The sequence below is a fragment of the Ruegeria sp. I3 genome (genome assembly GCF_056532525.1).
Genome location: NZ_JBQFNI010000003.1, coordinates 636,707 through 654,569 on the forward strand (window position 1 = coordinate 636,707; position 17,863 = coordinate 654,569).

The 17,863-nt window shown below is 58.8% G+C and carries 18 protein-coding genes; 7 read left to right on the top strand and 11 right to left on the bottom strand.

Annotated features, from left to right (window positions below):
- Positions 1-187 precede the first annotated feature (187 nt).
- The 5 genes from ACR0L9_RS11350 to ACR0L9_RS11370 all read right to left on the bottom strand — a co-directional run bounded on the left by ACR0L9_RS11350 (position 188) and on the right by ACR0L9_RS11370 (position 7,206).
- Complete coding sequence (locus ACR0L9_RS11350) at positions 188-1,183, bottom strand: helix-turn-helix domain-containing protein (RefSeq protein ID WP_480895690.1); 996 nt, start codon at positions 1,181-1,183, stop codon at positions 188-190.
- Between the two features lie 96 nt (positions 1,184-1,279).
- Positions 1,280-4,135, bottom strand: a complete 2,856-nt coding sequence (gene gcvP / locus ACR0L9_RS11355; protein WP_170509015.1) for an aminomethyl-transferring glycine dehydrogenase — start codon at positions 4,133-4,135, stop codon at positions 1,280-1,282.
- Between the two features lie 111 nt (positions 4,136-4,246).
- Positions 4,247-4,612 carry a glycine cleavage system protein GcvH gene (gene gcvH, locus ACR0L9_RS11360; RefSeq protein WP_170393732.1) on the bottom strand — a complete coding sequence of 122 codons (366 nt, stop codon included), beginning with the start codon at positions 4,610-4,612 and terminating at the stop codon, positions 4,247-4,249.
- A 17-nt stretch (positions 4,613-4,629) separates the two neighbouring features.
- The gene (gene gcvT / locus ACR0L9_RS11365) at positions 4,630-5,727 is read right to left on the bottom strand and encodes a glycine cleavage system aminomethyltransferase GcvT (RefSeq protein ID WP_480895691.1); all 1,098 of its coding nucleotides are present in this window, start codon (positions 5,725-5,727) and stop codon (positions 4,630-4,632) included.
- A 291-nt stretch (positions 5,728-6,018) separates the two neighbouring features.
- Positions 6,019-7,206: a Zn-dependent hydrolase gene (locus ACR0L9_RS11370; RefSeq protein WP_170819224.1), complete on the bottom strand. Its 1,188-nt coding sequence runs from the start codon at positions 7,204-7,206 to the stop codon at positions 6,019-6,021.
- 129 nt (positions 7,207-7,335) lie between these two features.
- On the opposite strand from ACR0L9_RS11370, the gene ACR0L9_RS11375 reads away from it, so the two are divergent.
- Genes ACR0L9_RS11375 through ACR0L9_RS11390 form a run of 4 tightly spaced genes read left to right on the top strand, consistent with a single transcriptional unit; the run spans position 7,336 to position 10,827 of the window.
- Positions 7,336-7,986: a histidine phosphatase family protein gene (locus ACR0L9_RS11375; protein ID WP_170514965.1), complete on the top strand. Its 651-nt coding sequence runs from the start codon at positions 7,336-7,338 to the stop codon at positions 7,984-7,986.
- A 10-nt stretch (positions 7,987-7,996) separates the two neighbouring features.
- A complete protein-coding gene (locus tag ACR0L9_RS11380) occupies positions 7,997-8,611 on the top strand; it encodes a glutathione S-transferase family protein (protein WP_480895692.1) in 615 nt (204 codons plus the stop codon).
- Positions 8,612-8,625: 14 nt separating this feature from the next.
- The gene (locus ACR0L9_RS11385; RefSeq protein ID WP_170598443.1) at positions 8,626-9,681 is read left to right on the top strand and encodes a saccharopine dehydrogenase; all 1,056 of its coding nucleotides are present in this window, start codon (positions 8,626-8,628) and stop codon (positions 9,679-9,681) included.
- Positions 9,682-9,684: 3 nt separating this feature from the next.
- On the top strand, positions 9,685-10,827 hold the full coding sequence (locus ACR0L9_RS11390; RefSeq protein ID WP_480895693.1) for a saccharopine dehydrogenase family protein: 1,143 nt from the start codon (positions 9,685-9,687) through the stop codon (positions 10,825-10,827).
- A 66-nt stretch (positions 10,828-10,893) separates the two neighbouring features.
- Here ACR0L9_RS11390 and ACR0L9_RS11395 read toward each other — a convergent pair whose 3' ends face one another.
- The 4 genes from ACR0L9_RS11395 to ACR0L9_RS11410 all read right to left on the bottom strand — a co-directional run bounded on the left by ACR0L9_RS11395 (position 10,894) and on the right by ACR0L9_RS11410 (position 12,694).
- Complete coding sequence (locus ACR0L9_RS11395) at positions 10,894-11,094, bottom strand: DUF1127 domain-containing protein (RefSeq protein ID WP_223117180.1); 201 nt, start codon at positions 11,092-11,094, stop codon at positions 10,894-10,896.
- A 57-nt stretch (positions 11,095-11,151) separates the two neighbouring features.
- Complete coding sequence (locus tag ACR0L9_RS11400; RefSeq protein ID WP_170394595.1) at positions 11,152-11,388, bottom strand: DUF1127 domain-containing protein; 237 nt, start codon at positions 11,386-11,388, stop codon at positions 11,152-11,154.
- Between the two features lie 130 nt (positions 11,389-11,518).
- Positions 11,519-11,836 carry a DUF3775 domain-containing protein gene (locus ACR0L9_RS11405; protein WP_170408475.1) on the bottom strand — a complete coding sequence of 106 codons (318 nt, stop codon included), beginning with the start codon at positions 11,834-11,836 and terminating at the stop codon, positions 11,519-11,521.
- Between the two features lie 87 nt (positions 11,837-11,923).
- Positions 11,924-12,694: a DUF1365 domain-containing protein gene (locus ACR0L9_RS11410; RefSeq protein ID WP_170566993.1), complete on the bottom strand. Its 771-nt coding sequence runs from the start codon at positions 12,692-12,694 to the stop codon at positions 11,924-11,926.
- Between the two features lie 147 nt (positions 12,695-12,841).
- Between ACR0L9_RS11410 and ACR0L9_RS11415 the strand changes: the two genes are divergently transcribed.
- The 3 genes from ACR0L9_RS11415 (at position 12,842) to ACR0L9_RS11425 (ending at position 14,613) form a co-directional block, all read left to right on the top strand.
- Positions 12,842-13,498 carry a sigma-70 family RNA polymerase sigma factor gene (locus ACR0L9_RS11415; protein WP_480895764.1) on the top strand — a complete coding sequence of 219 codons (657 nt, stop codon included), beginning with the start codon at positions 12,842-12,844 and terminating at the stop codon, positions 13,496-13,498.
- Between the two features lie 10 nt (positions 13,499-13,508).
- A complete protein-coding gene (locus ACR0L9_RS11420) occupies positions 13,509-14,159 on the top strand; it encodes a ChrR family anti-sigma-E factor (RefSeq protein WP_480895694.1) in 651 nt (216 codons plus the stop codon).
- A 112-nt stretch (positions 14,160-14,271) separates the two neighbouring features.
- Entirely contained in the window at positions 14,272-14,613 is a 342-nt protein-coding gene (locus tag ACR0L9_RS11425) for a hypothetical protein (protein ID WP_480895695.1), read from the top strand.
- 3 nt (positions 14,614-14,616) lie between these two features.
- On the opposite strand, the gene ACR0L9_RS11430 is transcribed toward ACR0L9_RS11425, so the two are convergent.
- Positions 14,617-15,846 carry a DNA recombination protein RmuC gene (locus ACR0L9_RS11430; RefSeq protein WP_480895696.1) on the bottom strand — a complete coding sequence of 410 codons (1,230 nt, stop codon included), beginning with the start codon at positions 15,844-15,846 and terminating at the stop codon, positions 14,617-14,619.
- A gap of 52 nt (positions 15,847-15,898) precedes the next feature.
- The gene (gene mutL, locus ACR0L9_RS11435) at positions 15,899-17,749 is read right to left on the bottom strand and encodes a DNA mismatch repair endonuclease MutL (RefSeq protein WP_480895697.1); all 1,851 of its coding nucleotides are present in this window, start codon (positions 17,747-17,749) and stop codon (positions 15,899-15,901) included.
- Positions 17,750-17,863: the final 114 nt, after the last annotated feature.

The window sequence follows — 17,863 nt, forward strand, 5'->3', positions numbered from 1 at the left end:
CTGCGAGCTTGTCTGAAAGACGGCAACTGAGGATTTAGCCGGGCCAATATTTGGGCCGGTGGCAAAGCATTGTTAACTGGACTAACAATCGTATCTGTCGTCAACCTCATGAATGGTGAATGCCAAAAGTTCAGGCCCAGTGTGGTATCAACCGCATTCGACTGCGCTGTCGATTCACACGATCAAGCTAAACAGCCTGAGTTTTGCCTGCAAATCGCCGATTTCGTACACTTTCAGGCGATGCATCATAGTGATCCCGGAACGCACGCACCAATGCACTTGTGGAAGAAAAGCCCGTAGCTGTCGCCACTTCAAGATAGGTCATCTCGGTAAATTGAAGCAGGCCATAGGCCCGTTCTAGGCGAAGTTCCCGATACGTTGTCAGCAGTTTTACACCCGTTCTGTCCAGAAACCGCCGCTGTAACTGGCGCGTTGATGTACCAAGCGCCATCGCAAGTTCCGGTATCCTAAGCGGATCCTCCAGATTGTTCTGCATCTTTTCAACAACCTGTCGCACCATTGGGTCGGCTTTTGAACGTCTGATCAATCGAGCTGCCTGTTGGCTTGCGCATGTAGTTTGCCTGTCGGCCAACCCGATATAGCTGCGTACTGACTCGGCAAGATGCTCGCCGTGATCAAAGGCAACAAAATCGGACAACAAACGCAACGTGCCCAATCTGGTTGATGCGCTATGGGTGCGGCTATCTGAGGACCAGTATGTACCCGAACCGACGTCGATCAGTCCAACCTCTTGCGCTGCGGCAGAAAAGTTGGGGTGAACCGATGCAATCCGCTTGGTTGCGCGACTAGTCTGGGCGAGAAGAAACACTGCACCGCCAACGAGAATTGATCGGTAGGACAGGTTCAATACTTGGGCGATCCAGGTTTTGTCCGACGGTGTCAGAGGCCAGCTTTTGTAGATATCCCCCCAGAAAATCGCGGTTCGCCCGGCCCAGTGCAAGGGTCCGCCCGCAGCACCGTCGGCAATGGTGCGGATATTTGTAATGTATGTATGGCCTTCGTTCAGTTCATTCAGGGCACGATAGAAATCAACCAGCATATCTGCCGATGCTTCCGCTCCGCCCTCGCAAAGAATGATCTCGATCTGATGGTCTCGTTTGGGTCGTGCCAACGTGGTTTCGGTCAAATGCGCATGGTCATTTGCAGGGACATAATGCTTCATTTCTCCTCCACCTTCTCTAGTGCTTCGGCCGCGAGCAATCGTTCCCGAACTCGGATTGAAACCCCCGCCAGTTGGCGGGGGTTTATTGATTGAGGTTTATTCTGCTGCGTCCATGTATTCGGTCATTGGCGGGCATGTGCAGATTAGGTTTCTGTCGCCGTATGCGTTGTCGACGCGGTTGACGGGGGACCAGTATTTGTCGACGCCCATGGAGCCTGGGGGGAAGCAGGCCTGTTCACGGGTGTAGGGACGGTCCCAGTCGCCGACCAGATCGCGCACCGTGTGGGGAGCGTTTTTCAGCGGGTTGTTTTCCGCGTCGATCTTGCCGTCGATGATGTCCTGTGCCTCGGAGCGGATGGACAGCATGGCGTCGCAGAAGCGGTCCAGCTCGTCCATGGGTTCCGATTCCGTGGGCTCGACCATCAGGGTGCCGGCCACCGGCCAGGACATGGTGGGCGCGTGGAAGCCGCTGTCCACCAGACGCTTGGCAATGTCATCGACGCTGACATGGGCCGCTTCGTCCAGCGGGCGGGTGTCGAGGATGCATTCATGCGCCACACGACCCGTTTCCGAGGTGTAGAGGATCGGGTAGGCATCCTTGAGCCGCGCCGCGATGTAGTTAGCGTTCAGGATCGCCACTTTCGTGGCCTGGGTCAGACCCGCGCCGCCCATCAGCAGCACATAAGCCCAGCTAACCGGCAGGATCGAGGGCGACCCAAAGGGCGCCGCCGAGACCGGACCCACGGCAGTGCCGTATTCCGGGTGGCCGGGCAGATGCTCGGTCAGATGCGCCTTGACGCCGATCGGACCCATGCCGGGGCCGCCGCCGCCATGGGGGATGCAGAAGGTCTTGTGCAGGTTCAGGTGGCTGACGTCACCGCCGATGTCTCCGGGACGCGACAGGCCGACCATGGCGTTCATGTTGGCGCCGTCGATATAGACCTGACCGCCGTGATCATGGGTGATCTGGCAGACCTCCTGCACGGTGGTCTCGAACACGCCATGGGTCGAGGGGTAGGTGATCATGCAGGCGGCCAGATGATCGGAGTGCTTTTCAGCCTTGGCGCGGAAGTCATTCAGATCAATGTTGCCATTCTCATCCGCCTGCACCGGCACAACCTGCCAGCCCACCATCTGCGCCGAGGCCGGGTTGGTCCCATGCGCCGAGGTCGGGATCAGGCAGACATTGCGCTGCCCTTCGCCCCGGGCGAAGTGATAGTTGCGGATGGTCAAGAGGCCTGCGTACTCACCCTGCGCGCCCGAGTTGGGCTGCTGGCTGATCGCGTCATAGCCGGTGATCTGGCACAGCTTGTCGTTCAGATCATCGATCATCTCATGATAGCCCTGCGCCTGATCTTCGGGGCAGAACGGGTGCAGGTTGCCGAACTCGGGCCAGGTGACCGGGATCATCTCGATCGTGGCGTTCAGCTTCATGGTGCACGAGCCCAGCGGGATCATCGCCCGGTCCAGCGCCAGGTCGCGGTCGGCCAGACGGCGCATGTAGCGCGTGATCTCGGCCTCGGCCCGGTTCTTGTGGAAGATCGGGTGGGTCAGGTACTCGCTTTCGCGCAGCGCGTAATCCGGCAGGCGATAGGCCACGTTCGAGCTGTCATCCTTGCGGTCGATGCCAAAGGCCCCCCAGACCGCCTCGATGGTCTCGGGGCGGGTCTGTTCGTCCAGGCTGATGCCCACTTTCGTGTCGCCGACCTTACGCAGGTTGACGCCCCGGGCCACAGCGGCCTCCATGACCGTTTTCTGCAGATGGCCAACCTCAACCGTGATCGTGTCGAAGAACACTTCCGGCTCCACAGCAAAGCCTGCCTCTTCCAGACCGGCAGCCATACGCGAGGTCTTGCGGTGCACCGATTGCGCGATGGCCTTGATGCCGTCGGGGCCGTGATACACGGCATACATCGAGGCAATCACCGCCAGCAGCGCCTGCGCGGTGCAGACGTTCGAGTTGGCTTTCTCACGCCGGATGTGCTGTTCGCGGGTCTGCAGTGCCAGGCGGTAAGCCTTGTTGCCCCGGCTGTCGATGCTGACACCGATGATCCGGCCCGGCATCGAGCGCTTCAGCTTGTCGGTGGTCGCCATATACGCGGCGTGCGGGCCACCATAGCCCATCGGCACACCAAAGCGCTGGGTCGAGCCGATGGCGATATCCGCGCCCATCTCGCCGGGCGACTTCAGCAGCGCCAGCGACAGGATATCGGCGGCGACGATGGCAATCGCCTTGTGTTCATGCAGGGCCGCAATCTCGGCGGTGAAGTCGCGCACATGGCCATGGGTGCCGGGGTACTGGAAGATGGCGCCAAAGACCGCGCCCGCATCCAGCGTGTCCGGATCAGCCACCTGCACCTCGATGCCCAGAGGCTCGGCGCGCGTTTTAATCACCGCGATGGTCTGCGGGTGGCAGTTCTTGTCGACAAAGAAGGCTGCATTGTTGGCCTTGGACCGGCCACCGCGCTTGGCCATCGCCATGGCTTCCGCCGCAGCAGTCGCTTCGTCCAGCAAGGACGCGTTGGCCACGTCCAGCCCGGTCAGGTCGCTGACCATGGTCTGGAAGTTCAGGAGCGCCTCAAGTCGGCCCTGGCTGATCTCGGGCTGATAAGGCGTGTAGGCCGTGTACCAGGCCGGGTTTTCCAGAATGTTGCGCAGGATCGGCGCCGGCGTGGTGGTGCCATAATAGCCCTGACCGATCAGCGAGGTCAGAACCTTGTTCTTGCTCGCCACCTCTTTCATGTGAAAGAGCGCATCGCGCTCGGTCATCGCCGGACCCCAGTCCAGCGGCTCTTTCTGCCGGATCGCCGGCGGGACGGTGGCGTCGATCAGCTCGTCCAGCGTCTTGAAGCCGATCACCTTGAGCATGTCGCGCATCTCGGTCGGGCTGGGCCCGATATGGCGGCGGTTGGCGAAGTCATAGGCTTCGTAATCGGTCAGTTTGAAGGCCATGTGTGCGCTCCTCAAGGATAGGTCAGGCCCGGCGGAGACGGCAGGAGCCTCCGGCGGAAGTATTTGGAAACAGATGAAGGGGCGGGTCCGCGCACGGACCCGCCGCCTGAGTTAACCGATGAAGGCCTTGTAGCCGGCCTCGTCCATCAGGTCTTCGAGCTGCGAGGCGTCCGCGATCTTGATCTTGTAGATCCAGGCCTCGCCTTCGGGGTCTTCGTTCAGCGCGCCGGGATTGTCGGCCAGCGCCTCGTTCACCTCGGTGATCTCGCCGTCGACCGGTGCGTAAAGCTCGGACGCCGCCTTGACGGATTCAATCACGCCGATCTCGCCGCCTTTTTCGAACTCGTCGCCTGCTTCCTGCTGTTCCACGAACACCACGTCACCCAATTGCTCGGCGGCGTGTTTGGTGATGCCCAGCGTGGCGGTGTCGCCGTCAACGCTCAGCCATTCATGCTCTTCGGAATAATAGGTTGCCATGTCTCTCTCTCCTGACTTCAACGCTTGTAATTCTGTTTGACGAAGGGCAGCGCCACGATCTCAGCCGGTTGCGGCTTGCCCCGGATGATCAGGTTCACCTTCTCGCCCGGCTCGCCATGGCCTTTGCTCACATAGCCCATCGCCACCGGTCCACCCACCGTGGGGCCAAACACGCCCGAGGTGATCTGACCGATGCTGTTGCCCTCAAGGCACTGCACTTCCACGCCCTGACGCGCAGGCGCACGGCCTTCGGGCTTGATGCCCACCAGCTTGCGCGCGGGACCTTCGGCCAGTTCCTTCTGCACGCGGTCCGCCCCCGGAAAGCCGCCCTCTTCCTTGCGGCGTTTCTGGATCGCCCAAGCCAGCGAGGCCTCAATCGGTGAGGTGCCTTGGTCGATGTCATTGCCATAAAGGCACAGACCTGCCTCCAGCCGCAGGCTGTCGCGCGCGCCCAGACCGGCCGGCTCGCAATCCTCATGCGCCAGAAAGGCTTTGGTGATCTCGATCGCCTTGTCCTCGGGGATCGAGATCTCGTAGCCATCCTCGCCGGTATAGCCCAGCCGCGAGATACGGCACTCAACACCGTTGATATCGGCAACCGTGGTTTCCATGAACTTTAGATCACGCGCGGCGGGGCACAGTTCGCCCACAACGTTTTCCGCCGCAGGGCCCTGAACCGCCACCAGCGCGCGGTCGAAAATCTCGATCACTTCAACGCCTTCAAGGTGCTCACGCATATGCGGAATGTCCTGATGCCGCAGCGCCGCGTTCACCACCACAAAGTAATGATCGCCCGCATTCGACACGATCAGGTCATCCATGATCCCGCCTTCTGCGTTCGTAAAGAACCCGTACCGCGCCTTGCCTTCCTTCAGCGTCGCATAGGCCTGCGGGCAAAGCGCTTCCAGCTTCTCGCCCACATTCTCGCCCCGCAAAATCACCTGACCCATATGGCTCACATCAAACACCGCCGCCTTCTCACGGCACTGCTTATGCTCCCCCATAATCCCCAAAGGATACTGAACAGGCATCTCCCAACCCGCAAAATCAACCAACTTACCCCCCAACTCAACATGCAAAGCGTAAAGAGGCGTGCGTTTTAAGGATGAAGTCATGGTGGCCACCTGCTTTGTATCAGTTACCCAGAAACGTTCCTGTCAGTCTGACCCAAGCTGCACAGATTGCAACGATTCAGCCCAGGATTTCAGCAGATCGCCTCGATCACGGCAGAACAGTATACGGGTGCATGCATCAATAATGTTCCTATAGGAAACTTTTTTCCGTTAGGCAACACTCCTTGTTCGGAGTCAGTAAAACTGTGCCGAGCACCCACCCATAGCTGGTGGACATCCCCGATAGTAACTTGGTTTAGCGTGGAAAATCGTGAAATGGTCTTCAACTTACCTTCATTCCTCAAGGGAATGGACTGCGCGATCAAGCACCCTGAGACCTGCAACCAAATCCTCTTCGGCTGTGTCTTCGGCAAAATCGTGGCTGATTCCGTCAATCGACGGGACAAAGAGCATCGCAACCGGCATCAGGCGCGAGACATTGGTGGCATCGTGGAGCGCTCCGGATGGCATATTGCGCCAACGCCCAGGCGCAATGGCCTGCGCGCCGCTTTCCAGCGCACCGCGCAAAACCGGGTCCATGCTGACGGGCTCTAACCCCAGCATCGGGCCGTAGGTTAGTGTTACGCCCTGCTCTTCGGCAATCTGCTGTGCGGTCGCGCGAATGATGTCTTCCATACGCACCAGACGCTCAGGATCGCCGTCGCGCCATTGCATCGAAAACCGCACCCGTCCCGGCACGATAGAGGACGCATTGGGGTGAACATCAACACGCCCGATGGTCCAGACGGTTTGCGGCGTGACCACATTACGGAACCGGTCGTTGAGACGCGCGTTAAACAGCGACAGGGCCTGAAACGCATCACGTCGCAAATGCATTGGCGTGGTTCCGGCGTGGTTTTGCTGGCCTTGGAAGGTGATGGCCATATCGCGGATGCCGACGATATCGGTGACAACGCCGATCTGTTCACCGGCTGCATCCAGTGCCGGGCCCTGTTCGATGTGCATTTCGATGAAACCGCTAAACCGAGCAGGATCAACAAAGCCTTGCGACTTCTTTGCCATTTCAGCCCGCGCGCTGCCAAAGGTGACGCCTGAGCCATCAGTCAGCACGTCCGCCTGTTCCAAAGATAATCCACCTGACCAGACCGCCGATCCGGTGGTGACGCCGAACCGCCCCTCTTCGTCCTGAAAACTGACGACCGAGATGGGTCGGTCACTGGAGCGCGCGATTTCCAGTGCCGCAATGACGCCCAGCGCTCCGTCCAGCCAACCGCCCTCGGGCTGGCTGTCGGAATGCGAGCCCATCAGCAGCGAGGGTCCATCAGCCAACCCGAACAGGTTTCCAACCGGGTCGACATGCGGAGTCAGGCCAGCCTCGGTCATGCGCCCGGCGAGCCACTGGCGCGCGGCGATATCAGCTTTGGAATAGGCGGGGCGGACGACGCCCTTGACGACGCCCGAAGCCCCGAATGAACGCAGCGTGTGTAGATCGGTCAGAAACCGTGTGTGATCGACAGCCATGGGTCCTCCTTGTCGGGGTGACCATAGCGGTAAACTTCGCCTGATATAGGAGTTTTTTCGGGCCCGCGTGAAAGCCCTCTGGTCCCGGCCCCGAACCTGCCCTAAGACGTCAACGCAAGAGGGATCATCATGTCACATATCACATTAGTGCGCCACGGGCAGGCCAACACAACCGCACGGGATGAGCTGAGCTATGACCGGCTGAGCGAACTGGGTCACCAACAGGCCCGTTGGCTGGGCGCGCATCTGCGCGATACCCGCCTGCATTACCCTCGGGTTTATTGCGGCACACTCAACCGGCACGTGGAAACTGCGGCCAGCATGGGGCTGCCGCAGCCAACTCGGGATGCGCGGCTGAATGAGATCGAGTATTTCACCCTTGCCCAGTTGTTCCAACAGCAGCACGGGGTTGAAATACCAACCGACCGCGAAGGCTTTGTCGAGCACTTGCCCCGCACCTTTGCCGCATGGTCCCGGGGCGAGATCGAAGATACGCCGGAAACCTTTGAAGAGTTCGAGACTCGCGTTCGCGACGCTCTGCGAGAGATAGGTACCGAAGGCGGTCCGGCAATTGTCGTAACCTCGGGCGGGCTGATCTCGATGGTGGTGCGGCAGGCGATGGGCTTGGATATCCCATCGATGGCGCGGGTGGCGCTTGCCATCATGAACACGTCGATGCATCGTCTGCACCCGATTGGCGCGCAGCTAAGTCCGGTTCTGTTCAACGCAGTGCCCCATCTGGAAGCGCCAGACCGTCAGTTCGCGCAGACCCATCTGTAAGGAGGCTACAATGCAACTTTATTATGCCCCCCGCACAATCTCGGTCGCCGTGGCAATTGCGCTGGAAGAGGCCGGGCTTGAGTATGAGGCCATCCAACTGGACTTTGCCGGAGGTGAGCAAACCAAACCCGCCTATAAGCAGATCAATCCAAAAGGTCGGGTCCCGGCACTGGTTGTGGATGGCGGCATTCTGACCGAAACCGGAGCGTTGCTGGAATACATTGCCGCTAAAGCGCCCGAGGCGGGATTGGTGCCATCAGATCCGGTTATGGCGGCGCGGATGCGAGAGGTGATGTTTTATCTCGCCTCGACCATGCATGTGAACCATGCCCACAAGATGCGCGGGCCCCGTTGGGCAGACAAGAAATCCAGCTGGAAAGACATGAAGGACAAAGTCGCGCAAAACATGACTGGGTCCTGCGCATATATCTCGTCGAACGGGTTGCGTGGGCCGTTTGTTTTGGGCGAGGCGTTCTCGCTGGCCGACGCGTACCTGTACGTGGTTTGCAGCTGGCTGGAGGGCGACGGTGTTGACGTCTCGGCCTTTCCAAAGATCATCGCCTTCCGCGAAGCGATGGAGGCGCGTCCCTCGGTACAGGCGGTACGCGCTGCCGGTATGCTCTGACAAAAGGAATTGGAATGACACATCTCTGGGTCCGGGCAGAACAGCGCCCGAACGAGGAACGGGTCGGGCTGACCCCCGAAGGCACTGCCGCGTTGATCGCGGCAGGCATCCGCGTGACGGTCGAGGAAAGTTCCGTCCGCGCCATCGCAATTGATGGCTACAAGGACGCGGGCTGTGAAATCGCGGCTGAGAATTCCTGGCCCAATGCCCCGCTGGACGCGATCATCTTTGGCCTCAAGGAGCTGCCCGAGGACGGCACGCCCCTGCCCCACCGCCATATCATGTTCGGCCATGCCTATAAGGGGCAACATTCAGGACGCGCGCTTTTGCAGCGGTTCAAGGCTGGCGGCGGCACACTTTATGATCTGGAGTATCTGGTCGAGGAAAACGGCCGCCGGGTTGCCGCTTTCGGCTATTGGGCTGGATACGCGGGGGCTGCCGTGACGCTCAAGACATGGGCGGCCCAGCAACGAAATGAAGAATGCCCGCCGGTTGGTGTTTATAAGAACAAAGACACGTTGAATGCCGAATTGCTGGCTGAGCTGGACTCCACCGGCGCCGACCGTCCCCGCGCCATCGTCATCGGTGCGTTGGGCCGTGTTGGCACAGGCGCGGCTGATCTCTGCGAGGCAATGGGCGTCAGCGTTACCAAATGGGACATGGCTGAAACCGCCCGCGGCGGACCATTCCCAGAAATCCTCGACCACGACCTGTTCCTGAACTGTATCTTCGCTCGTCCCGGCACACCGGTCTTTGTCCCACGGTCAGCGCTGACCACCTCGCGGAACCTTACAGCTATCGGCGATGTGGCCTGCGACCCGGATAGCGATTACAACCCAGTGCCGGTCTATGACCGCGCGACCACATGGGATGCCCCCGCCTTGCGCGTGGCCACCGATCCGGTGATGGATGTTATGGCGATCGACAACCTGCCGTCGATGCTGCCTGTCGAAAGTTCCGAAGACTACGCGGCGCAATTACTTCCGTCGTTGTTGACCCTCACCGATCTGGATAGCGGCGTCTGGGGCCGGGCAGAAGCAACTTACAAAACTCATATTGAAGGGATCTGAGCGATGACGATTCACTGGTGCGGCACCGGCCTGTCGGCCATCCCCGGCCTGCGCCGTCTTATTGAAGGCGGGCACAAAGTCACTGTCTGGAACCGGACCATTGAGAAGGCCAAGACAGAGGTCGGTGACCTCACCGACGACATCCGCGCCTTCGACATCGATGCATTGGGTGAGGTGCTGGGAAAAGGTGACGTCATCGTATCGATGCTGCCTGGTGACTGGCATGTACCTTTGGCAGAATTGGCAATCTCGAAAGAAGCCAACTTTGTCTCTTCCTCATATATCGCACCTGAGATGCGCGCGCTGGACGACAAGGCCCGCGAGGCCGGGGTTGCACTGGTTAACGAAGTTGGGTTGGACCCGGGCATCGACCATCTGATGGCGCACGCTCTGGTTGCCGATTACCGCGCCTCGGACGCGTTTGATCCGCAAAACCACCTGAGCTTTATCTCTTATTGCGGAGGCGTTCCCAAGAATCCCAACCCGTTCCGCTACAAATTCAGCTGGTCACCTCTGGGTGTGCTCAAGGCGCTGCGCTCTCCTTCCAAGTCAATCCGGGACTACGCGCCGCTGGATGTCGCCCGACCTTGGGACGCGATCACCAGCTACATCGCACCGCTGCCCACTCCGGAAAGCTTCGAAGTCTACCCGAACCGCGACTCGATCCCCTTCAAGGCCGAGTACCAGTTCGAGGATCACTGGCCGGTCAAGGAATTTGTCCGTGGCACCCTGCGCCTGAACGGCTGGGCTGAGGCGTGGTCGGATGTGTTCACCGAAATCGAAACGCTGTCCGGCCCCGAAGGCGATGCGCGCTTGAAAGAGATGTCGGATCAGTTCTGGGCCGAGAACGCCTATGACGAGGGCGAGCCTGACCGCGTGGTTTTATGTGTGGGCCTGAAGGCGGATAAAGACGGCGTTGAAGTTTGGCACAAAACCTATGTCATGGATGCCTGGGGCGACGCGCGCGGGACGGCGATGGCGCGGCTGGTTTCGATCCCGGTTTCACTGGCCGTCGAGGCCGTGCTGAACCGCGCTATTCCCGCAGGAGTTCACGCTGCACCCAGCGACCCGAAGCTGGTGCAGGACTGGATGCGCGAGATCGACACGCTGGCACAGCACCTGCAGATCGTGGACCACACGGCCTAAATCACAAACAGCCGCTCCGGTACCTTCGGAGCGGCTGCGTTCTTAATGCGGCTTAACCCGCTATCGTCAGATGTATTGCGCAATCACCGCTTCAACATCACAGCGATTGATGCCCAGTTCTGACAGATCGGAATCAGAAAGCCGGTTCAGTTCCTGGGCGGCACAAACGATATCCGCCCTGATCGCGTGTATTCTCATCGCCCGGTCAAACAGCATCAATGCGCTTTTTGAAGGGGTTTGTTTCGGGATTGGGTTGGCATCCAGCATACTCGTTACCTCAGCAAAATTTACAATGGACCGATATCCGTACAGCGCCGGAAAGGCTTAAACGCCGTTCAGATAGGGTATGTTCTGATAGACGTTTCGATATACGCGCCGCCTGATCTCACCACGCGGAATGCCGATATCAAAAAGCTGACGATCGCTGAGTTCTTCAAGCGCCCGGATCGTGTTCTTGTAGACCTTGCGGCGCTGCCATCCTGACTTTGGCACTGTTTGGTTCACAAGTTGGCCAAAAAGCAGATCCCGATGATCTGCTCCGGTTGCATTGACATGTGCCATGACGGTTCCTCCTAGATTCATCGCTGTGTTTGATGAACCTGATCAAAGAACTCGACATTAACCCCGACGGAAGGCCGCATTAATTTTGCTTCATACGCTAGGATAAGCTGACCCGTCGCCAGATCACCGACTACATCAGATCGTTTTCAACGTCCTCGGCTGAAATTCCCAGCGCATCCAAACCGTTTTCCAGATGGTCCGACAAATGCGGTGTTCCGATCAGATAATCCGCGCAAGGCGTCGAGGCTTCGGACTTAGCCGTCGCAATCGCTTCGGCCAAATCCTCGGCAAAAAAGCTTTCTCGACCGATCCACATGACGGCCACCAGCTCTGCTTGCTCATCCTCACCCATACGGTCGATGAATGCGCGCAATTCGCCCTCGGCCCGGTCCAGTTCACGCCCCATCATGGCGACTTGGGCGATCTTTCTTGCCGAGATTTCCAACATCTGTCTCAACTCCTCGTGTTCGCGGTCCAGGCATTTCTGCACGATCCCACAGGTGATCGTCTTTGATCTTGCGCAAAGCGGAGGGCTTTAGTGCCGCGACCGGGATACAGGCTGATCGGGAACCGGCGCGGTACGAAACGGGCTGAACCGCGCCCGTTTGAACCACAGCTTCACAGCCTGCCAGTGGATCAGAAACACCGCCCGGCGCGCGCCGAACGGACGCCGCCAGAGAGACTTTAGAATGATCCGGTTGCTGTACGGCTGGCGCGGACCGGTCAGCGTGGCAATCAAACCGCCTCGGGCACGCCCATAATCGATCCAGACACCAACACGTTCGTCCTGATAGTCAAAGCGGAAGGTATAGGTGCCCTCGATCTTCTGAAACGGAGAGACATGCATCAGCTTGTCCGCAAGTATCCGATCGGTAGGTGCAATCGGTGAAAGATCGGGTTTGTGGCACAAGTAGCTATGGCGTGTGCCATAAGTGTTGGTCACCTCGGCCACCACAGCATAAAGCTGGTTATCTTTATCAAAACAGAACCAGAAACTGACCGGATTGAACACATGCCCTAACACACGGGGTTGTGTCAGCAAGGTCATCCTGTCCGGTTGTGGAATATCTTGCGCCTCAAAGCACTCACGCAGCCAGATCCCCCCGCGACCCTGACCAGGTTCACCCCCATGATCGCAATCTCGCCAGCTTGTCAGGTTCGCGCCATTGATCGAAAACAGGTATGGGGTCTTGGGGTGGGCCTCGGGGTCTAGCAAGATGTAATCGACGGAATAGCGAAACGCATTCTCGACCGCACCTTTGCGCCCGTGAAAGGTATGGCCCGCGATATAATCAATTCTGTTCATGAAACAGATTTTCCGTCCTGCCCGCAAATCATTCAATTGACATGCATTTCCGCATATCTGGTATCTCACAATACGATATTCAGCCGGTTTTGGATGAAATTTATCCAACCGACTGATCCACCTTGGGTGTCCCCACGTATTGTGGTTATGTTTACCGAGACTGACACCGCGACATTGGACGAACCGGCGGCAGAAGCTGTTGGAAGAATTGTTTGGCGCGGACCTAAGCGTTTTAAGGGCAACTCGGTGAACGGAGAGAATAATACTTGTGGCGCCAGAAAGGATTGGGTGGAACACGTCCGTCGAATCCGAGACGCTCAGGATCAGGCGGCCTTCGCCGAACTGTTTCAGCATTTCGCGCCTCGTATCAAGGCGTTCCTGATCAAGTCCGGTTCGGATGCCGCCCTGGCTGAAGAATGCGCGCAGGAGGTCATGGCGACCTTGTGGCACAAGGCGCATCTGTTTGACCCGACAAGGGCAACGGTTGCGACCTGGGTGTTCACGATCGCAAGGAACAAGCGCATTGACGTATTGCGCAAGCAACGCCGCCCAGAACCCGAAGACCTCGGGTGGGGGCCGGAGGCGGAGCCGGAACAGGAAGACGTTCTAGCGCTGCAACAGGAAACCGCGCAGCTGCGTGATGCCATGGCGGCATTACCTGAGGCGCAAAGACAGCTGATCGAGAAGGCCTACTTCGGAGATCTGAGCCATCGAGAAATCGCATCTCAGACCGGGTTGCCCTTGGGAACGATCAAATCACGGATACGGCTGGCGCTGGACCGCTTGCGCCACGCGATGAACTGAGATGACGAGCATGATAAACGAGATTAAACATCACCTGACAGACGACCTGCTAATGGCCTATGCCGCAGGCAATCTGCCCGAAGCGTTTGACCTGATGGTCGCAACGCATCTTTCTCTGTGCGACCACTGTCGCGCCCGCGCTGAAAGCTTTGACGCAGTTGGCGGATGCGTTTTGCAGGAACAAGATGCGTCAGCAAGCATGAGTGACGGCTCACTGGCGGCAACAATGGCATTGATTGCTCAGGGCGCACCAAAGGTGAAACCCGCGCACCCGTCTTGTGCAGTTCTTCCGACACCGCTGCAGGACTATGTCGGTGGCGACGTGAACGCGATCAAATGGAAGCCCGTCGGCATGGGTGTCAAACAGGCAATCCTGCCCACGACCAGCGAAGCCACCGCCCGGTTGTTGTTTATCCCCGCCGGGGCAGCGGTGCCGGATCACAGCCATAAAGGCATAGAACTGACGATGGTCCTGCAGGGTGCATTCTCTGACGAGATCGACCGCTTCGACCGCGGCGATGTCGAAATCGCTGACCAGTCTATCCATCATACCCCTACGGCAGATATTTCTGAAGACTGCATTTGCCTGGCCGTCACTGATGCTCCACTGAAGTTCAGCAAGCTGATGCCGCGCCTGTTCCAGCCATTCCTTCGAATCTGATCCGTTGTGGTAGGGTTGTCTATCGACGCTAACTAAATCGGGGTTTTCAATGTTCTTAAGGATGGCAGTCACAGCGCTTTTGCTGACTTTTGGAGCCAGCGTTTCCGCACAGATGTCCGCAGACGTTAAATTCCAACCGGGCAGTTTCGGCACGATGGTGAACGGTACTGTCACCGGCGAGGAATATTTCGACTATAAACTCGGAGCCAAGGCTGGGCAGGAGATGTTCGCCGACCTTAAGGTCAGTGACACCAATGGCAACGGCGTGATCTACTTTAACATCTTGCCGCCGGATAGCGACGGCGTCGCAATTTACAACGGCTCAATCGATGGAAATACCGCCCGGATCGAGCTTCCCGATGATGGCGACTACACCATACGTGTTTATCTGATGGGTAACGATCGCGACACAGGCAAGACGGTTGGTTACAATTTGGACCTGTCGATCCAATAACGCTTACCCTTCGGTTTTGCCCAGCGGCACGACGTTTGTTTGGTCATCCGGCGCAAGCTCTTCGAAATCGAAATTGTCCAACCGTTGCGCCCGGCGACCCGCCTTTTCCGCGCTGATCTTGATTTCCGAGATATCCTTTGCAGCCTGCCCGAAATGACGGTCGAGGTTCGACACCCGGTCGCCTAAACGTTCCACATCCTTATGCAGCAGCCCCAATTCCTTGCGGATCGCACCGGCCTGTTCGCGCATACGCGCATCTTTAAGGATCGCCCGCATGGTGTTCAGCGTCGCCATGCAAGTTGTGGGTGAAACGATCCAAACGCGTTTCGAGAAACTCTCTTGCACCAATTCAGGGAACTTGGCGTGCAGCTCGGCATAGACTGCCTCAGAGGGTAGAAACATCAGCGCACCATCTGCAGTTTCACCGTCCAGAATGTACTTCTCGGCAATATCGTTGATGTGCTTGCGCACGGTACTGCGGAACATCTGTACCGCTGCTTTCAGCTCCATGTCGTTGGTCGATCCGATCAGCGCCTCATAGGCTTCCAGCGGGAACTTACTGTCGATCACGATCGGTCCGGGAGGGTTCGGCAGGTTGATCAGGCAATCAGCGCGCCGTCCGTTCGATAACGTGGCCTGCAGCTGAAAACTATCTGATGGCAGCGCCTTTGAAACGATATCGTTCAGCTGGATTTCCCCGAATGCCCCGCGCGTCTGCTTGTTCGACAGAATATCCTGCAATGACAGCACGTCGCCTGAAAGCTTGGTGATATTGTCCTGCGCCTTGTCGATGGCCGTCAGACGTTCCTGCAATTGCGTCAGCGAGGTCGCCGTCTGTTTCGACGAACCATGCAGCGATTCCTTCATCCGCTCCTGCATCTCAGCCAGGGCGCGTGCCGATTTCATCGCGTTATCGGCCAGCCGGTCATTCATCTGCTGTTGCACCGATGACAGGCGAGATTCAACGGTCTGGATCACCTGCACCTGCGCATTGGCCTGCGTGTCCGAGACATGCTGTAGGCCACCCCGCAGTTGTTCCTGCCCCTGGCCCAGTTGCTGCACATGCTGCCCAAGGTGCGCCATCTGCCGGGCCAGCGGCTCCGCCATCCGAGCTGAACGCTGTGACGCTCGAAGTGACAGAAACAGAAGCAGCAGAATCAATACCACCACCCCGCCTGCAATCAGGATGATAGGGTCATTCAACGCATATTGGGTGCCAGCAATCTCGATCATATCGCCTCGGATGTTCTTGTTTTATTCTTCATAGCCCGAGCGGGCCAGCGGATCAACTGCGGCCGAACAGGCGTTCGATATCGCTCAGCTTCAGTTCCACATAAGTTGGCCGCCCGTGGTTGCACTGCCCGGAATGGGGCGTCGCCTCCATCTCACGCAGCAGGGCATTCATCTCTTCGGCCCGCATCCGACGGCCAGACCGAACCGAGCCATGGCAGGCCACGCGGCTCAGGATCGCCTCGATCCGCGCTTGCACCATCTGGCTTTCGCCCTGATCGGAGAGCTCATCAAGGATATCGTGGATCATCGCGCGGGCATCGACCTCGCCAAGAATGGCCGGAGTTTCGCGCACGGCGATTGCCCCGCCACCAAAGGGTTCGATGGTCAATCCAAAGCGCGACAGGTCCTCTGCAACGGCCATCAGTCGCGCGCAGTCGCCGTCTGTTAGTTCGACAATTTCAGGGATCAACAACGCTTGTGCAGCAACGCCATTTTCGGCCATCTGAGCCTTGAGCTTTTCGTAAACCAGCCGTTCATGTGCGGCGTGTTGATCCACGATCACCATGCCGTCTGCCGTTTGGGCGATGATGTAATTCTCGTGCACCTGCCCGCGCGCCGCCCCCAAGGGCAGGTCTTGCGGCTCATCCACCGGTGCAGTTTCGGACACCGGTTCCATGATGCGTCCGCTATAGTCCTGCGACAGTTCCGCAAAGCCCGGAGACTGCGCCCGATAGGCCGCCTGACGCGCCGCGGATGACGGGCGATCCATTTGATACACCCGCGCCGGGGTTGCAGGTGCGAGCTCGGGCCGCATCGCACCCAAGGTTGCGTTGGCCACGGTCGAAGATGCCCGGTGCCCGGCCTCGGCCAACGCGTGACGCAGGCTGGACACGATCAAGCCACGCGCGAGGCCGGGATCGCGGAACCGAACCTCGGATTTTGCCGGATGTACATTCACATCCACCAACGTTGGATCGCAATCTATGAACAGCGCCGCCGCCGGATGCCGGTCGCGGCTGAGGAAATCGAAATAGGCCGCTCGCAGCGCACCGGTCAGCATCTTGTCCCGCACGGGTCGCCCATTGACGAACAGATACTGCGCCACTGCAGCCCCGCGCGAATAGGTCGGCAACGCGGCATAGCCATAAAGCCTGAGCCCTTCGCGTGTGGTATCGATCTGCAAAGCATTCTCAGCGAACTCACGGCCAAGAACGCGCGCCAATCGGGCATGCAGCGCATCAAACAGATCGCCATTCTCGCGGTCGGCGCGGAAGGTCACGCGCCCCTCTCCCCCGCCCGAGACATCGCGCAGGGTGAACGCGACCGAAGGCTCGGCCATCGCCAAACGTTTCACAATGTCTGAAATCGCCTGCGCCTCGGCCCGGTCCGTGCGCATGAACTTCAGCCGTGCCGGGGTGGCGTAAAACAGGTCTCGCAACTCAACCACAGTCCCAGCGCGCAAGGCTGCTGGCTTCACTGCATCCATTTTGCCACCGGACACTTGGATCGAGGCCGCATCAGCACCCGAGACACGGCTGGTGATGGTCAAACGCCCGACAGCCCCCAGCGAGGGCAGTGCTTCACCGCGAAATCCAAAGGTGTGGATATTCAACAGGTCGGCGCCGTCGATCTTCGATGTCGCATGGCGCGACAGCGCCAGTGGCAAATCCCCGGCTGCGATCCCACACCCATCATCTGTGACACGAATCAGGGTCTTGCCGCCATCCGCGACCTCAATGGCGATGCGTGTGGCCCCGGCATCGATGGCGTTTTCGACCAGTTCCTTGACGGCAGAAGCAGGCCGTTCCACGACTTCACCCGCTGCAATCCGGTTGATCGCTGCGTCGTCAAGCTGTCGAATGACCGGCCGATCGTCGCTGATATTGGGGTTAGCATACACCATACCGCTAGACCTAGCATATGTGCACGCGATTCGACCACTGGTTTGAATTGTGAAGAGCGGGCTTTAAACGAGGTATCCGGCCAGTTTGACCGCGCCGTTAAGGGGGTAGCGACT

Coding starts and splice junctions, on each gene's coding strand:
- ACR0L9_RS11370 (WP_170819224.1), bottom strand. CDS start 7,206: ATGGCTGTCGATCACACACGGTTTCTGACCGATCTACACACGCTGCGT.
- ACR0L9_RS11395 (WP_223117180.1), bottom strand. CDS start 11,094: ATGCTGGATGCCAACCCAATCCCGAAACAAACCCCTTCAAAAAGCGCA.
- ACR0L9_RS11425 (WP_480895695.1), top strand. CDS start 14,272: ATGTCCGCAGACGTTAAATTCCAACCGGGCAGTTTCGGCACGATGGTG.
- ACR0L9_RS11380 (WP_480895692.1), top strand. CDS start 7,997: ATGCAACTTTATTATGCCCCCCGCACAATCTCGGTCGCCGTGGCAATT.
- ACR0L9_RS11415 (WP_480895764.1), top strand. CDS start 12,842: ATGTTTACCGAGACTGACACCGCGACATTGGACGAACCGGCGGCAGAA.
- ACR0L9_RS11350 (WP_480895690.1), bottom strand. CDS start 1,183: ATGAAGCATTATGTCCCTGCAAATGACCATGCGCATTTGACCGAAACC.
- ACR0L9_RS11410 (WP_170566993.1), bottom strand. CDS start 12,694: ATGAACAGAATTGATTATATCGCGGGCCATACCTTTCACGGGCGCAAA.
- ACR0L9_RS11375 (WP_170514965.1), top strand. CDS start 7,336: ATGTCACATATCACATTAGTGCGCCACGGGCAGGCCAACACAACCGCA.
- ACR0L9_RS11385 (WP_170598443.1), top strand. CDS start 8,626: ATGACACATCTCTGGGTCCGGGCAGAACAGCGCCCGAACGAGGAACGG.
- gcvP (WP_170509015.1), bottom strand. CDS start 4,135: ATGGCCTTCAAACTGACCGATTACGAAGCCTATGACTTCGCCAACCGC.
- ACR0L9_RS11400 (WP_170394595.1), bottom strand. CDS start 11,388: ATGGCACATGTCAATGCAACCGGAGCAGATCATCGGGATCTGCTTTTT.
- gcvT (WP_480895691.1), bottom strand. CDS start 5,727: ATGACTTCATCCTTAAAACGCACGCCTCTTTACGCTTTGCATGTTGAG.
- ACR0L9_RS11430 (WP_480895696.1), bottom strand. CDS start 15,846: ATGATCGAGATTGCTGGCACCCAATATGCGTTGAATGACCCTATCATC.
- ACR0L9_RS11405 (WP_170408475.1), bottom strand. CDS start 11,836: ATGTTGGAAATCTCGGCAAGAAAGATCGCCCAAGTCGCCATGATGGGG.
- ACR0L9_RS11420 (WP_480895694.1), top strand. CDS start 13,509: ATGATAAACGAGATTAAACATCACCTGACAGACGACCTGCTAATGGCC.
- gcvH (WP_170393732.1), bottom strand. CDS start 4,612: ATGGCAACCTATTATTCCGAAGAGCATGAATGGCTGAGCGTTGACGGC.
- mutL (WP_480895697.1), bottom strand. CDS start 17,749: ATGGTGTATGCTAACCCCAATATCAGCGACGATCGGCCGGTCATTCGA.
- ACR0L9_RS11390 (WP_480895693.1), top strand. CDS start 9,685: ATGACGATTCACTGGTGCGGCACCGGCCTGTCGGCCATCCCCGGCCTG.